Source organism: Aquimarina callyspongiae, from assembly GCF_034322225.1.
GTDB lineage: Bacteria > Bacteroidota > Bacteroidia > Flavobacteriales > Flavobacteriaceae > Aquimarina.
The window spans coordinates 676,197-691,873 of the sequence record NZ_JAXLPA010000002.1; the positions used below are offsets into that span (position 1 = coordinate 676,197).

Sequence of the window (15,677 nt, forward strand, 5' to 3'; positions counted from 1 at the left end):
AAAAAATTATTTCGTCAGTGATTATTTTAAGAAAAAAATGTAGTCTCTTTTTTCTGCTTTTTGCTACCATTTTATGTAATGGGCAACAGCTTATAAAAGGAGTTGTTATAGATCAAAATTCAAGCCTCATTCCAGATGCTTCTATACAAGTAATAGGTGCAGAAAACAAAGGAACTATAAGTGATTTTAATGGAGAGTTTAGTATACAATTACAAGAAGGTAAATATACTTTAGTTACTAGTTTTGTAGGCTATAAAACTGTTCAAACTTCGGTCGCAGTAAAAAGTTCAAAAAATCCCCAGATAACCATTGTGTTAGAAGAGGATATTGAAAAGTTAAAAGATATCATCATCAAAGGTAAATCTGATGCTCAGAAAACCCGAGAAAAAGCGTTTGAAGTAGAAGTAGTTCAGACTAAGGATCTTAAAAACCTAAGCGTTGATATCAATTCGGTTTTAACAACTATTCCAGGAGTTAATGTACGACAACGAGGAGGATTGGGATCTGCCTTTGATTTCTCTTTAAATGGTCTTTCTGGAAAACAAGTAAAGTTTTTTATCGACGGAATTCCTTTAGAAAATTACGGAAGCTCTTTATCTCTTAATAATTTTCCTGCAACCTTAGTAGAGCGAGCTGAAATTTATAAAGGGGTAGTTCCTATTTATTTGGGTTCTGATGCCTTAGGAGGAGCTGTTAACATTATAACCAATCAACGCAAAAACGACTTTTTGGATGTCTCTTATGATGTTGGTTCTTTTAATACGCATCGTGCTACTATAAATGGGCAACATTATAATAAAAATGGTTTTGCAGTACAATTATCTTCTTATTATAACTATTCTGATAACAACTATACTATAGATGATATTGAAGTAAGAGATGAACTGGGAAATGATACGGGGATTCGTCGAGATGATGTAGAGCGATTTCATGATGCTTATAATTCTCAAATGTTTAGTATTAAAACAGGGCTAGTAGATAAAACATTTGCTGATCGTTTGATGCTTGGTTTTAGAATCTCTGCCAATGAAGATGAGATCCAGCATCCTATAGATCCTCAAAATCCTTTTGGAGAAGTTGTTAGTGAGAATGATATTATTTCGGGATCTATTGATTTTGAGAAAAAGAATTTGTTAAGGGATAAATTAAAGCTAAAGGTTTATGCTTCTATTGCTCAGAATAAGGAAAAAGTAATAGATACTTCTGCACGCAAGTATGATTGGTTTGGTAATTTCATTGTTCGTGATGATCAGACATTAGGAGAGTTTGAATCCAGCAAAACACTATTCGAGTTTAAAGATAATTTGCATGTAATTAATGCTTTAGCGACCTACACAATTAATGATAATCATAGTGTTTTGGTAAACTATACCAAAAACTATATTAAGAGAAGGGGAGAAGATCCAGCCAGAACTGGTAGGATCGCTTTTCAGGATCCTCATATCGTTAATAAAAACTTGATAGGAATCTCTTATGATTTTGGTTTATTAGATTCCAAATTACAAACCTCGATTTTTTCTAAAGGGTATTTATTAAATTCTGAAGGGATTATAGAAGATGTTTTTACCAATGTAGAAGAAGATCGGTTTACACGTTTTGAAAACACATTTGAAGAACTAGGATATGGCTTTGCATCTACTTACAAAATCTTAGATAATTTTCAAATTAAAGGCTCTTTTGAAAGAACTTTTAGAATTCCTGAGGGTTATGAACTTTTTGGGAATGGTTTTTTATTGAAATCCAACCCAGAATTACTTCCAGAAGAAAGTTACAATGCTAATATAGGTGCGCTTTTCAGTACAAAATTTCAGAATTTCAATATTCAGTTAGATACTAATGTCTTCTTAAGAGAGTCAGAAAATTTTATTGCCATTAGATCCGAAGGTATTTTTTCAAGATATTATAATACTGCAGATGCAAGAAGTACGGGTCTAGAAGGTGAAATTAGAACAAAATATAACGATATCCTATTCCTTGATATTAATGCTACCTATCAAAATATCATTGATCGCAATGCTGGTGAAAATAGTGGTGTTGATTTTTTAAAAAACCAGCGTATTGCAAATATTCCTTACTTATTTGGAAATGCCAGAATCGGTTCAAAATTTAAAAACACACTTTCCAAAGGAGATCAACTTACCATCTCTTGGAACACATATTATGTTCATGACTATCCCTTAACATCTTTTGTAGAAGGAAATCCAGAAGATAGGGATATTATACCTGAGCAAATTTCTCATAATCTACAACTAGGATATTCTTTTGGTGATGGAAGATACAACCTATCTCTACTGGCAAGAAACATTACAGATGCCAAGATATATGACAATTTTGAAATTCAACAACCAGGAAGAGCTTTTTACCTAAAACTTAGATACTATATATCAAACTAATAAAAATTAATAATTTAAAATCATATCAAAAATGAAAACAATACAATCAATAAAAAACCTGATGTTACTAATAGTCGTCTCCTTGATCATATTCTCTTGTGGTAATGATGATGATGGTGGAAATGTAGTTGATCCGACTCCAACTTCGACTTCTAAGTACGTAGTAGGATTCGAAGCATTTCCGGTAGGACAAGCTGCTTCTGTGGATTATATCTTAGAATTGCCATCTCTTGAGTCACTAACTTCTGGTGAAATTTCTGTGCAAGGACAAGGAACACCTTTAAGAGGATGGAGGTTTTTTCATAGTGTTAAAAACACTGTGTTTACTGCAGGATATTCTGATGATGATAAATGTATAGCGTATCAATTAGATGAGAATGGAGAATTAAAAGAACAAGCAAATTTTGCATTTCAATCTACTTTGGATAATTATTCTGCAATAGATGATAAAACTCTTGTTGCCGTAGAATTAAGCGCTGCTGTAACTGATCCTGATGCTACTTCGATTCCAGATCGTAGTTTTTATATTGTAAATGCAGAAACAGGATTGTTAGAGAAAGTAGAGACACATCCTATTGATAGTAGTATTGGAGACGGTACAGCATTTAACCCTCCATACATTCCTTGGGTGACAGGTATGATACTTAGAGATGGAAAACTTTTCATATCCTACCACAAGTTATTACCTGACGGTACTTTTACTAATATAGGAGCAGATAAAGCAAATATCGCAATATTGAAATACCCTGAATTTGAATTAGAAAAAATAATCGAAGATGATCGTACCAGCCCAATTGGAGTCAATGGTCATAGTACTGGTATTGAGCAAACTGAAAATGGAGATATTTATTCATTCTCTCCTTCTGCATTAAGTGCAGGTTTTACAGCGGCAGTTAAACCTTCTGGAATTCTAAGAATTAAGAATGGCGCTACAGAGTTTGACCCTGACTATTTCTTTAATATTGAAGAAGCTACTAATGGAGGAAAACTATTTTGGATGGATTATATAGGAAATGGAAAAGCGATTGCCAGAATTATTATTGATGATACTAACGGAGCAGGAGAATGGGGAGCATTCTTCAAAAAAGATGTTTTCAAACTTGTTGTTATTGATCTTGAAAGCAAAACAGTAACAGATATCAATGGTGTTCCTGTTCACGGACATAGATATACCTCACCAATGTTTGTAGAAGATGGTAAAGCTTACATTAGTTGTTCTACTGATGCAGAAACACATATTTATGTCGTAGATCCAGAAACTGCTACTGCTACAAAAGGAGCAAAAGTGTTGGGATTAGGATTGAAAGGAATTTTCAAAATTTCTAATTAATTATATGTCTTGAAAAGAACACTTCCAGAAGAGGCTAAATCCTGGAAGTGTTCTTATTTTTTAAAATAAGAAGAGATTGATGATCAAAAAGAAAAAGAAGAATACCCGTAAAACTATTTTAGAACTTCACAAGATATTAGGGTTAACCACTGGACTAGTGGTTTTTGTGGTTTCAATTACTGGATGTCTTTGGGTGTTTAAAGATGAAATAGAAAGTTTTTATGATGATCATAAATATGTGGTTCCTCAAGAACAGAGTTTTCTACCTCCCTCTAAAATAAAAACGTTTGCAGAACAAGTAATCCCAAATAGGAGTATTCATGGGGTTATCTATGGTAAACCTAATGAAGCAATTGAGGTTGTGTTTTATGAAGCAGAACCAGAAATATTTTATCAGAGTGTATTTTTAAACCCTTATACTGGGGGCTTTATTACTCGAATTGATAACAATGCTGGGTTTTTTGGGTTTGTGTTAAAAGGACACTTACGTCTTTGGTTACCTGATGCAATTGGGTCCAGAATAGTATCGTATTCAATCTTACTTTTTTTGATTTTGTTGATTAGCGGATTGATTTTGTGGTGGCCCAGAAACAATAAAAACTGGAAACAACGCCTAAAGTTTGATTGGAATAGTAAAACCCGATGGAAACGAAAAAACTTTGATCTACATACCGTTGTCGGATTTTATATATCAGCTTTTGCCCTTATATTAACTTTTACCGGTTGTGTCATGGCATTTAATTGGTTTTACTTTATTGCATTTAAAGTGGCAGGAGGTGATAAAGCTCCTCAATTTATAGTACCCCAAAGTATAGTCACTGCAACCATAGAAGATGATCCAAATCCGGCTTATGATCAACTCATTCCTTTGTTGTATGAAACATATAAAGAAGCCGAAAACTTTGAATTACATTACCCAGAAAACGATTCGACTTCTGTACTAGTTGAAGTGAGTAATTCTCAAGGAGTATACTATAACATGGATTATCTATTTTTTGATCAATATTCTCTTAAAGAAATAGAGACGTCGAGTATCTACGGTAAATATAAAAATGCTGATTTTGCGGATAAGGTGATTAGAATGAATTATGATATTCATGTAGGAGCCATCGGCGGAATTATTGGAAAAATCATAGCATTTCTTGCAAGTTTTGTATGCGCTTCACTACCTGTAAGTGGTATTCTGCTATGGTACGGAAGAACCTATAAAAAGAAGAAAAATAAGAAGAAGGCTATACTACCACAAAAAAAGGTTTTAGTAAATCAGTATTAGATAATTACTAAAGGTGATTAAATAATTATTTTAACTTTTATCAAGCCATTTTTTTAGTTTAGTTGCTTTTAGCTTACTCACTATTATGACTGATTGAGATTCTGGATTAACTATTAATTTAAGTTTACGGTTTTCATCCTTAATTATTGATTTAATAGATTTTTTTGAAACAATATTTTGTCTGTTTGCTCTAAAAAAAGCTATAGGATCCAGTTGTTTTTCAATTTTTTCTAATGTTTGATCGATACGATAGGTTAAACCAGAATCGGTAATACAATAGACATTTTCATTCTGTAAATTAAAATATGCAATGTCTTGAGTAGCAATAGGGATTAGTTGTTTTTTGTAGTTAACTAAAAACGTTTTTTTGTAGATAGCTTTGTTTTTTTGCTTTAGCTCTTTGATAACCTCTAACAGTTTGGTATTGTTATTAATTATAACTTCATCGCTCACATATAAAGATTTATATTTATTGATAGCTTTTTGTAATGCATTTTTATTTATAGGTTTTAACAAATAATCAATACCGTTGTATTTAAAAGCTTTTAAAGCGTATTCATTATATGCAGTTGTAAAGATAATAGGAAAATTTACCTTTGTTTTTTCAAAGATTTCAAATGAATTTCCATCTGCAATTTTTATATCAAAAAAGGCTAAATTAGGCGATTCGTTATTGTTAATCCAGTGTATACTTTCTTTAATATTATCAAGAACTATTAATATGTTAATAGCAGGATTAATCTCATGCAATAGATCGCATAAGTTTTGCGCAACAGTCGTTTCATCTTCAACAATTAATACTTTCATAGTATTGGTAGTTTTACTCTGAACCAATTATTCTCTTTCTCTATAGTAATCTCATTATTAGTGATAAGCTTATATCGATTGTTCAGGTTTTTCAATCCAATACCAAAGCTTTCTGTTATTTCTTTTTCCTGTAAATTGTTTTCAATACATATATAATTCATTGTATTATAGATCTTAACTTCTAAAGGTTTTTTAACAGTCATTATATTATGTTGAACAGCATTTTCTACAAGCAACTGTATGGACATTGGAGGGATTTTGCTATTGACTACTTCTTTAGAAATAGAGATGTTAAAAAAGAGTTTCTTTTCAAAACGCTTTTCTAACAGTGAAATATAAGAATCAATAAAACTTAGTTCTTCTTTTAATACTACCAGGTTAGCTTTTGAAGATGTAAGTGTATAATGATACGTATTAGACATATCCTGAATGAAATCTAAGCTTTCTTTTTTAGTTTCATTTCTTATAACTGTGCTTAAAGTACTTAAAGTATTAAAGAAAAAATGAGGGCTAATTTGTTCTTTTAAGGCAGAGAGTTCTGCCTTAGATTTTTCTTCCTTAATTTTAATAAGATGTTGTTCTGTGAGTTGTATTTTTTTGATTTTTAAAAGAATATATGGTGTGATAAAAGCTAGTATTAGTACCGGTAAATGGTTAATGAAATATTTTTTTATATAATAACTTTTATTTGATAAACTAATTTTACTGGCTGGACTTAGATATTTCTCTAAATTGAAATCAGCATATACAAGAACAAATAGTAATAAGATATTACTTATAATTAATAGGGTAGTTCGTTTAGTTACAGGTAATTTTTCAGGAATGATATAATCCTTCCAGGAATAGTTGAAAAAGATTATGAAAATTAACATAATAAACTCAGAAATCAAATTTTTCAAACCTACCCTAAATAGAAATATGAGGCGTTCTGTTTCTTTTGTCAACTCGCTTTCTGGCGTATTATTTATTATTTCCTGCTGATTTAAGAGGTCATAAATTTGTGTGATCATCCTCAAATTAGCTAATAATGTAATTAATAAACTAATTATTATAATAACCCATACATATCCTATATTCTTAAGCATCTACCCATGTTAGTTTATTAAATAAAGTTATAGAAAAATATATCATGGTTTTAGAATTATATTTTCTTTACTTTAAATTTGATATGATTTTAGCATCTACCCAAAAGATATCACCACCTCGATTAAAATAAAAATACTTTCCGTCGTGAGATAGCTTAGGAGCAAATTCTCCAGTAGAAGAATTAACACTCTCTCCCATGTTTTTGGCTTTTGCCCACGATCCATCTTCTTTTTTAAAACTGATATATAAATCAACGGATCCAAAACCATCTGGTCTGTTTGATGAAAATATTATAAAACTCTCATCCGGAGCAATGAAAGGATCGTAATCTCTGTATTCTGTATTAATAGCTTCTCCAAAGGCTATCGCTTTTTGATAACTACCATTTTTGTACTCAGAATAAACAATGTTACTAGAACGACCTGGTCCAGTAGAAAAGAAAAGAGTGCCCTTTTTAGAAATGGATGGGAACCAATCATCATATTCGGTATTAACATTTTCACCCAAATGTATTGGGTTCCCCCAAGTATTTCCTTCTCTTTTAACCATCCATAAATCAGCATTATCTTGTATAGAATCCCGACTTTTAACCGGCCTGTTAGAACAATAATAGATAGTAGAACCATCAGAAGTAATAAATGGATCTATTTCTCTATAGTTTCCTGGGATAGTTGAAGGTTTTGGAGTCGTCCATTTTCCGTTTTTGATTTTTGAAACCATTATGGTTCCTCCATGATATTTTTTTGATTCAGCAGTATAATATATTTCTTTCCCGTCAGGAGAATAGGCTGGGCTATGAACAAAAATTTCTGTAGAGATAAAGTTATTAGCAAAAATTTCAGAAATCAAACCAGGTACTTTTTGACCAACGTACTTTCCTTTAAACTCATATTTTTTTACCTTTTTTAAATTAGCTCCTTTAGAAATAAGAGCTTCTGCAATTTCAACCGAGCGTTGTCGAATTGCTATTTCTAATGGTGTGTTTCCCTTTTTATTTAAAACATCTGGATCTGTTTTGTCATCAATTAATTTTTTTACAAAATCTAAGTTGTCATTTAAAACCGCTTTATGAAGAGGAGAAATCCCAACGTTTATATCTGCACCAGAAGAGATCAGTAAATCAAATATTTCTTTGTTATTAGATTGAACAGCCTCTAAGATCGGTGTTCTTTTATCAGTATCTATAACATTTACGTTAGCACCTTTATTCAAAAGTGCTTTGACTTTCTTTACATCTCCATATCTTGCAGCATATTGTATAGGAGTTTCTCCATACTGATTACTAATATTTACGTCAATTTCTTTTTTTATGAGTAAATCAAAAGCATCATTTTGTCTGCAATATATTGCTATTAAAAGAAGCGACGACCCTTTGGCATTTACTGTATTAACATTGCCGGTTTGTAAAAATGATTCTAATTTATTGATATCTCCTTGACATATTGATCTATGTATCGTTTGTGAATTTAAAACTGAGGAAATTAAAAAGACAATTACTATAATTTTATATCTCATGAATACTATTTAAATTTAAGTTTTGTCTAATGTATTCTAATAGTAGATATGGTCTATAAATAAAAAGGTTAGATGGACAAAATGAAGCTTGAAATGGACTTAAATAGTTCTAATTCAAAAAGTATAATCAAATATTTCTATCTTATTCGTTCTAATTGTTTCTTTATTCTAAAAACATGTCACAAAAATCAACCTTAGATGAATCTTTACACGAAACTTTAGTGTATAATACTGGAGATTGTTTTTTAAAAATAGGTAAACCTTGTACTAAAATCGGAAAGATAATAAAAGGTGTGATGCGCGGTTTTGTATATGATAATGATGGAAACGAAATTACCACTCACTTTTATCAAGAAGATGATATGATTGTTGGGAGTTATTTGCCTAATGTAAACATTGCATTTACCATAGAAGCATTAAGTGAGTGTGAAATATCTACAGCCAATTATTCTGATGTAATGTCCTGGGTAAACAAAGACCAAAAAATTACTGAGATTATTACTCATGAATTTCAGAAGTTAAATAACCAATTGCAATCCCGGTTGGTATCATTACTCAATTTAAGTTCTTTAGAAAAGTATGAACTCTTTTTAAAAGAATATCCAAATTTAATAAATAGAATTCCGCATTATTATATAGCTAATTATTTAGGCATAACACCTACACAATTGAGCAGAGCCAGAAAGCAGTTTATCGCCAAACATAAATAACTAATAAATATATCATCAGTAAAGGAGTATGATGAATCAATTTATAATACTATCTCTTTACTATTTAATATTATAAAGAGATAGTACATAAGGCATAGGTTATTCAAAACTTAATTGAACCTTAAACCCAATATTTTCTGAGATCATCTTATCTTTCATATCGGTTACAAACTTGGATGCATATACAATATTCCAAAGGGTTCGATTAATACTAAAACTTGTAGCCATTTCTTTTTTATCATAATCCAGCTCTGCATCAAACTCAATAGGTTTGGTTGTGGTTTTTATGGTAAGATTTGCTTTTACTTTTATGTGTGTCTTATCTTTATAAACAACATTCGTAATATCAAGTTTTGCTGTTGGATAAAAGAAGACATCAAAAAAGTCTCCATTCTTAAGATGATCAACTAATCCTTTATTATAACCACCATCTACATTAGCTATAGTATTCATGTCAATAATAAAACTACCACCCGTAATTTTACTATTAGTTAAAATAAGATTTCCTTCTTTAAATTTAACTGTTCCGTGGTGGTTACCAAAACCAAGAAAGTTTGACCCCATCCAATACAAAACACTTTTTTGAGTGTCTAATTTTGCAATATCTTGTGCATAATTAGTAATTGATACTCCCGCTATAAGGAGAATAGTAAGAATTGTTTTTTTCATAATGATTTACAATAGTTTATTTTGATGATAAAACTAAATTGACCTAAGAAGGGAAATGTCAAAAAAGTGTAAAAGAAGTGTCAACCATTGTAAAAATTCATGAAATTGTATGTTATTTACACAATTATGAGCAAGAAAAGGATTTACTTCTATAGTGTTTTAATAATACTCCTCTTTTTTATTTGGATCTTTCTGAATTCTTCAAGTGACCAACAAGAGGAGTTTTCTGAAAAAGTGAAAATTTCTTTACGTGATGTTGGTCATCAATTATTACTTGTAAATAACGACACTACTTCTTTGGTATTACCTGTGGTAATGCTGAATAACTCAAAATATGAACTTTCATTTCAAGAACCACTTTCAATGATGCCAGACAACTTGGTTTCTATAGTACAAAAAAGCTTTGAAAAGGCGAATCTCCCTAATCATTATCGTGTAGAAGCAATTCAGTGTATAGACGAAGAGGTCGCCTATAGCTATGAAATGAATTTTGGATTAGAAAATACGATCATTCCTTGTTTGGGAAGAGAATTATTAAATAAATGTTATACGGTACAGGTACGATTTATTAAAAAAACTACTCCGATTTATAATAAACAGATTCCGTTATATCTTATATGTATTATAGGGGTAATATTCTTATTAGATTACTTAATATTTAGTAGAAAATCAACCGAGATAAGATCAGAAAAAGACAATGCTATTCATACATCTATAGGTAGTTTTCTTTTTTATCCAGAGCAAAATAAATTAGTGAAAGAAGCTATTGAAATTAATCTTTCAAAAAAAGAATGTGAGTTATTAGCCATTTTTGTAGCTAATCCTAATCAAATTATTAAACGTGATGAGCTAACCAAAAAAGTTTGGGAAGATAATGGTGTATTTGTAGGAAGGAGCCTGGATACCTATATTTCTAAATTACGAAAAAAATTAAAAGATGATACTTCAGTAAAAATAACTAATGTACATGGTGTAGGTTATAAGTTGGAGATATATCGTTACTAGAAGGTTTAAAGGGAATAAAGAAAGTACCAATCAATTTCTGGGCATGGATATGTTATTTTTATTTACCTATTTCAAATTGTCCAAAACATTTTGCTTATAAAATTCACCAATTGGTATTTCTATATCATCTATTTCTACATCATTTTTAGTATAAGCAGTTACCATATTGGTATTAATAATAAATGATCTGTGTATTCTTAAAAAACGGCGGTCTAGTTTATCATTAAATGTTCCTAAACCATGTTTAATCATAATTTTATCACTTTTAAGATGTATACGTATATAGTCTTTTACGCTTTCTATATATAAAATATCATCAAATTGTAATTTAATATTCTTTTTATTGCTCTGAACATATAAGTGATTCACTTCTTTTACCCCGTTATTAGAAGTGGTTTCTATAAACTTTTCAATGGCTTTAAAAAAACGTGAGAAAGTAATAGGTTTAAGCAAGTAATCTATAGCGTTCAATTCAAACCCTTCTAAAGCATAATCTCTATAAGCAGTAGTAAAAATTACCTTGGGTTTAATTGATAGGTTGTTAAAAAAATCGGTTCCTTTTAATACAGGCATTTTAATATCCAGGAAAATTAAATCAATCACATTTTTTTTTAAAATTTTATGAGCTTTTAATGCAGAATCACAAGATGCCACTATTTTAAAATTATCTAGTTTAGATAAGTGGGTTTCGATTAACTCTCTAGCTAATTCTTCATCATCTACAATTAAACATTTATACACCATGAAGTTTAAGTTTTAAAACTACTTTAAAAACATCATCATTTTCATTGATGTTTAAAATATAATTATTAGTTGCATATAGCAATTTTAATTGTTTTTCAATATTTTTTAATCCAATAGATTCGCGCTCACTCTTAGTTTTATGAGTGATATTTGTTGGTATTGTGTTTTCAATACTAAAAAAGATTTCTTTTTCAGAAGTTATTAATTCAATTTTAATTGAAGCGATATCAATCTCTTCTTCAACACCATGTTTAAAAGCATTTTCGGTAAAAGTAAGAAGCAGTAAAGGGCCGATTTTTACATCTTCTTCAATAGAGTGATTAAAAGTGATTTGCAATCTCTTTCCGTACCTTAATTTTTCTAAAGCAATATAGTTTTCTAATAACTGTACTTCACCAACTATATCTACATATTTATCTTTACAATTAAATAATATATAATCCAATATACCCGAAAGTCGTTCAATTACTTCTGGGGATTTATCAGATTTTTTTAATGACAATACGTATAAGTTGTTAAGCGTATTAAACAAAAAGTGAGGATTTAGTTGATTTTTTAATGCTTCTAATTCAGAGGATTTCTTTTTTTCTTTTAAACTAATGATCTCTTTTTGTTGGCGATAATAATTAATTACTATCAAAATAATAGTAGGAAATATAAGTGTAGTAATATTATTTAGAAACGCAAAACCATTGGTGATACGTTCCTCAAAAACTAATGGAGGTCTATATTTATATACTTCTGGATATTTGGGTAATAGATAATAACAACGAATAGCAGTAAAAGCAGCATAGGTAATATAAATCAATAAAACACAAAGGAGAATGAAGAGAAGTTTCTTTTTTTTGTGAAGCAATGAAGGAACTACAAAATGAATGATTATATAAGTTAGAATGATTTGTACTAAAACAAGTAAAACCATTTTTTCTAAAAGAAATATTTTGTCTTTTTCAAAAGGCCATTTTGAACTTATATAATAGAGTAGGATTACAATCCAGTATACAAAATGCAAAACAGATTGTTTATTAAAAAAAATATTATTTATGGATTTTAATGTCATGAAAATTATTGTATCCTTTTAAAAACTATATTTTTTACTCTTGGCGTAGAAACGGTAAAATCATTTATGTTCTTGTTATTACCTTTAAAAAGAAACAGTGCCATTGGACTATTAAAGACATTAGTCATAATTGGTTGCAAGAATACGGATCGTCTACCGTTTATGAATAACTGAAGATTATTTTTATTTTGTTTAATCTCATATTTAGTATCAATTTCTTCGCTATAATAGATTCCTGTATAGTTTTGTAATTCTTTATCATCATATATAGCTAGGGTATATTTATTAAAAGAAGCTACTGTCTTACCATTTTCTATAAAACTCATCATATCGTTTTTTGAAAACTCAACATAAACATTCATTTCTGGAGGAGTATTGATCATTTTGAATTTATTTTTACTTACCGGAACTAATTTATTTGTATTTCTTGAAGAGCGCATATAATGTAGTGTATCATTTTTTACCATTAATTCTCTTGAATATCCATCTTTTGCATTCCAATAAGTACCTTGATACTGTTTTAATACTTGATTTGGTAATTTAATAAAATTTGGATCTTTTGGTATAATAAAATCTACTTCTTTAAATTGATCCTTTAAAAAAATATCTGCTATTTGATATCCTAATTGAGTTGCATTAGTGTTAGAAACGTTTGTAAGTACAATTACAGAAAAATTTTGATCAGGAAAACGAATAATCTCTGATAAATACCCTGGAACTCTGCCTCCATGTTCTATGATATTTAATCCTTTATATTTTTGAATTTCAAGTCCCCACGCATAATCAATTGTTTTCTCATTTTTCAGAGTGCCTTTAGTTGTCATTAATTTCCAAAAAGCATCATTCAGAATAGTTTTATTAAAATATGCATTTACCCATTTATCTAGATCCTGTACAGAGGTATATACACCTCCATTTCCTGTATGTTCCAAGGTCGAAATGATATTTCTAAACCCACCCGAGCGTATTGAACTATAGCCGGAAGCTCTATTATTTATAATGATAGAATTGTTATCGATAAACCTTGTATTTACCATCTGTAAAGGTTCAAAAATTTCTTTATGAGCGAAGTCTGCCAGACTCATTTTGGTTACTTTTTCAACAATCTTACCAAGCAACCAGTAATTTGAATTACTGTATAAAAACTGCTCTCCTGGAGGAAAGTTTAAGGATTTTTGATTATTAATCCATGACAGAATATCGTTATCATTATAATAATCATCAGGGCGAAGACCACTCAAATAGGTAATTTGTGAAAAATCCCGTATTCCGCTGGTATGATGTAAAAGATGTTTTATAGTAATATCCTTTGCATAATCAGAAAAATCAGGAAAGAAATTCTTTAAGGTTTGATTTACATTTAGTTTACCTTTTGACTGTAAAATAGCAATACAAGCTGCGGTAAATTGTTTACTGTTAGAAGCAATGTTAAACACCGTTTTTGAACTATTTGTAATCGAATGTTCTAAACTTGCCAAACCATAGCCTTTTGCATATATCATTTTTCCTTTAGAAATAATTCCTATTGCCATTCCAGGTGAATTGGATTTGTTCCACCTCTCAAATAATCGATCTACCTTCTTTTTCTTATCTGGTAATAAAGTTTCTACTTGTGAACAAGAACTATTTGTAACAAGTAAAAGAATCAATAATGTAAATAGAGATTTCATATGCATTAATGTTTTTAATGATTGATAATATTGACTAATTTATTATTCAGTTAGTTATAGATTTAAAAAAAGAGATAGAATTAGAGGTACAGCAGTTATAAAAAGGATATCAGACAATAAAAATGAAATACATATCTTGAATTAATAGCACCTGAATAAATATTTAAAACATAATTCAATATGACGGAATTATCATTCCGACAGGTTTTATAAATATTATAGGTGTACTTCGCCTCATAATTATAAAAATTAGTGTTATGCTTAAAAAGTATCCTATCCTTAAATGGATATTAATTGCCTTTACAGGGATAATTGTTCTGTTATTTGGTTTTGGTTGGTGGTTTATTAGCTTATTGCCAACAGAAGAAATGAGTGTTGATCTATCCTCAATACAAGCATCTGAGTTACCATACTTATCTCAAGATGTTACACCTTCTCGTGGAAAAATCTTAGCAATAGTTACTAGTACAGATACAATGGGAGAGACTGATAAAAGTACAGGTTATGAATTAACAGAATTGTCACGGGCATATTATGTTTTCGAAGCCAATGGTTTTGAAGTTGATATTGCTAGCCCATTAGGAGGAGAACCACCTGTAGTAATTGATGATGATGATGTGGGGAAGTTTGATTTTGCTTTTTTAAACGATAAGATTGCCCAACAAAAGGTAAAACAAAGTATTGCAGTAAAAGATATTAATCCTTTGGATTATGAAGCGGTATTTTTTGCGGGAGGAAAAGGAGCAATGTTTGATTTTCCAGAAAATAAAGCGATTCAAAATATTATACGTGAACTATATCAATCCAATAAAGTTATTGGTGCAGTATGTCATGGACCAGCAGCATTAATAAATGTAATACTTGACTCTGGTGAGCCGTTACTGAAAAACAAAGAGGTGAGCGGTTTTACTAATGAAGAAGAGTTATTATTGATCCCTGATGCCGAAACGATATTTCCTTTTCTTTTACAGGATAAATTGATTTCTCAAGGAGCACAGTTTAATGAAGGAGCTATGTATTTAGAAAATATTAGTCATGACAAAAACTTGGTTACCGGACAAAACCCTTGGTCAACCTGGATATTAGCAGAAACCATGATTGCAGAATTAGGATATACACCAAAACACAGAGAAATTACAGCAGAAGAAAATGCTATGAAAGTTTTAATGGTATATGAAACAGAAGGATCTCAAAAGGCTAAGGAATTAATAAATCAAATGTGTGCAACAGATAAAAAACCTTTTGCCAGACAATTATTGGCGTCACATAGTGTTGTTGCAGCTATGAGAGGGGATATTGAGCGATTTTTTGGTCTTCTTAGTTTGACTTCATATGCAAAAAGCAAATCTAAAAACATATAAAACTATATAAAATAACTTAAGATTTAGAGATTATAGAAAGTATAAATTTGTAAT

The 15,677-nt window shown here is 30.1% G+C and carries 13 protein-coding genes; 6 read left to right on the forward strand and 7 right to left on the reverse strand.

Translation table 11 applies throughout. From position 1 onward, the window contains the following. Positions 1-17: 17 nt before the first annotated feature. The 3 genes from U0D62_RS10035 to U0D62_RS10045 all read left to right on the forward strand — a co-directional run bounded on the left by U0D62_RS10035 (position 18) and on the right by U0D62_RS10045 (position 4,996). Positions 18-2,393, forward strand: coding sequence for a TonB-dependent receptor (locus U0D62_RS10035; RefSeq protein WP_322287142.1), 2,376 nt, complete (start codon positions 18-20; stop codon positions 2,391-2,393). A gap of 31 nt (positions 2,394-2,424) precedes the next feature. Next, the gene (locus U0D62_RS10040) at positions 2,425-3,723 is read left to right on the forward strand and encodes a DUF4374 domain-containing protein (RefSeq protein WP_322287143.1); all 1,299 of its coding nucleotides are present in this window, start codon (positions 2,425-2,427) and stop codon (positions 3,721-3,723) included. 79 nt (positions 3,724-3,802) lie between these two features. After that, positions 3,803-4,996 (forward strand): PepSY-associated TM helix domain-containing protein, encoded by a 1,194-nt coding sequence (locus U0D62_RS10045; protein WP_322287144.1) that lies wholly within the window; start codon positions 3,803-3,805, stop codon positions 4,994-4,996. Between the two features lie 30 nt (positions 4,997-5,026). Here the strand turns inward: U0D62_RS10045 and U0D62_RS10050 are convergent, their stop codons facing one another. From U0D62_RS10050 to U0D62_RS10060, 3 genes are all read right to left on the reverse strand, one after another. Then, positions 5,027-5,803 carry a LytR/AlgR family response regulator transcription factor gene (locus U0D62_RS10050; RefSeq protein WP_322287145.1) on the reverse strand — a complete coding sequence of 259 codons (777 nt, stop codon included), beginning with the start codon at positions 5,801-5,803 and terminating at the stop codon, positions 5,027-5,029. Then, complete coding sequence (locus tag U0D62_RS10055; RefSeq protein ID WP_322287146.1) at positions 5,800-6,888, reverse strand: sensor histidine kinase; 1,089 nt, start codon at positions 6,886-6,888, stop codon at positions 5,800-5,802. The genes U0D62_RS10050 and U0D62_RS10055 overlap by 4 nt, the downstream gene beginning before the upstream one ends. Before the next feature lie 67 nt (positions 6,889-6,955). Continuing rightward, the gene (locus U0D62_RS10060) at positions 6,956-8,404 is read right to left on the reverse strand and encodes an ankyrin repeat domain-containing protein (protein ID WP_322287147.1); all 1,449 of its coding nucleotides are present in this window, start codon (positions 8,402-8,404) and stop codon (positions 6,956-6,958) included. Positions 8,405-8,580: 176 nt separating this feature from the next. Between U0D62_RS10060 and U0D62_RS10065 the strand changes: the two genes are divergently transcribed. Continuing rightward, positions 8,581-9,114 carry a Crp/Fnr family transcriptional regulator gene (locus U0D62_RS10065; RefSeq protein WP_322287148.1) on the forward strand — a complete coding sequence of 178 codons (534 nt, stop codon included), beginning with the start codon at positions 8,581-8,583 and terminating at the stop codon, positions 9,112-9,114. A gap of 99 nt (positions 9,115-9,213) precedes the next feature. Here U0D62_RS10065 and U0D62_RS10070 read toward each other — a convergent pair whose 3' ends face one another. Then, the gene (locus tag U0D62_RS10070) at positions 9,214-9,783 is read right to left on the reverse strand and encodes a YceI family protein (protein WP_322287149.1); all 570 of its coding nucleotides are present in this window, start codon (positions 9,781-9,783) and stop codon (positions 9,214-9,216) included. Between the two features lie 126 nt (positions 9,784-9,909). On the opposite strand from U0D62_RS10070, the gene U0D62_RS10075 reads away from it, so the two are divergent. Then, positions 9,910-10,788, forward strand: a complete 879-nt coding sequence (locus tag U0D62_RS10075; protein WP_322287150.1) for a winged helix-turn-helix domain-containing protein — start codon at positions 9,910-9,912, stop codon at positions 10,786-10,788. A gap of 66 nt (positions 10,789-10,854) precedes the next feature. Here U0D62_RS10075 and U0D62_RS10080 read toward each other — a convergent pair whose 3' ends face one another. Genes U0D62_RS10080 through U0D62_RS10090 form a run of 3 tightly spaced genes read right to left on the reverse strand, consistent with a single transcriptional unit; the run spans position 10,855 to position 14,262 of the window. Next, on the reverse strand, positions 10,855-11,532 hold the full coding sequence (locus tag U0D62_RS10080; RefSeq protein ID WP_322287151.1) for a LytR/AlgR family response regulator transcription factor: 678 nt from the start codon (positions 11,530-11,532) through the stop codon (positions 10,855-10,857). Next, the gene (locus tag U0D62_RS10085) at positions 11,522-12,544 is read right to left on the reverse strand and encodes a sensor histidine kinase (protein ID WP_322287152.1); all 1,023 of its coding nucleotides are present in this window, start codon (positions 12,542-12,544) and stop codon (positions 11,522-11,524) included. The genes U0D62_RS10080 and U0D62_RS10085 overlap by 11 nt, the downstream gene beginning before the upstream one ends. 53 nt (positions 12,545-12,597) lie before the next feature. Further along, the gene (locus tag U0D62_RS10090; protein WP_322287153.1) at positions 12,598-14,262 is read right to left on the reverse strand and encodes a serine hydrolase domain-containing protein; all 1,665 of its coding nucleotides are present in this window, start codon (positions 14,260-14,262) and stop codon (positions 12,598-12,600) included. Between the two features lie 257 nt (positions 14,263-14,519). Between U0D62_RS10090 and U0D62_RS10095 the strand changes: the two genes are divergently transcribed. Then, positions 14,520-15,623: a type 1 glutamine amidotransferase domain-containing protein gene (locus U0D62_RS10095; RefSeq protein ID WP_322287154.1), complete on the forward strand. Its 1,104-nt coding sequence runs from the start codon at positions 14,520-14,522 to the stop codon at positions 15,621-15,623. The last annotated feature ends 54 nt before the right edge of the window (positions 15,624-15,677 follow it).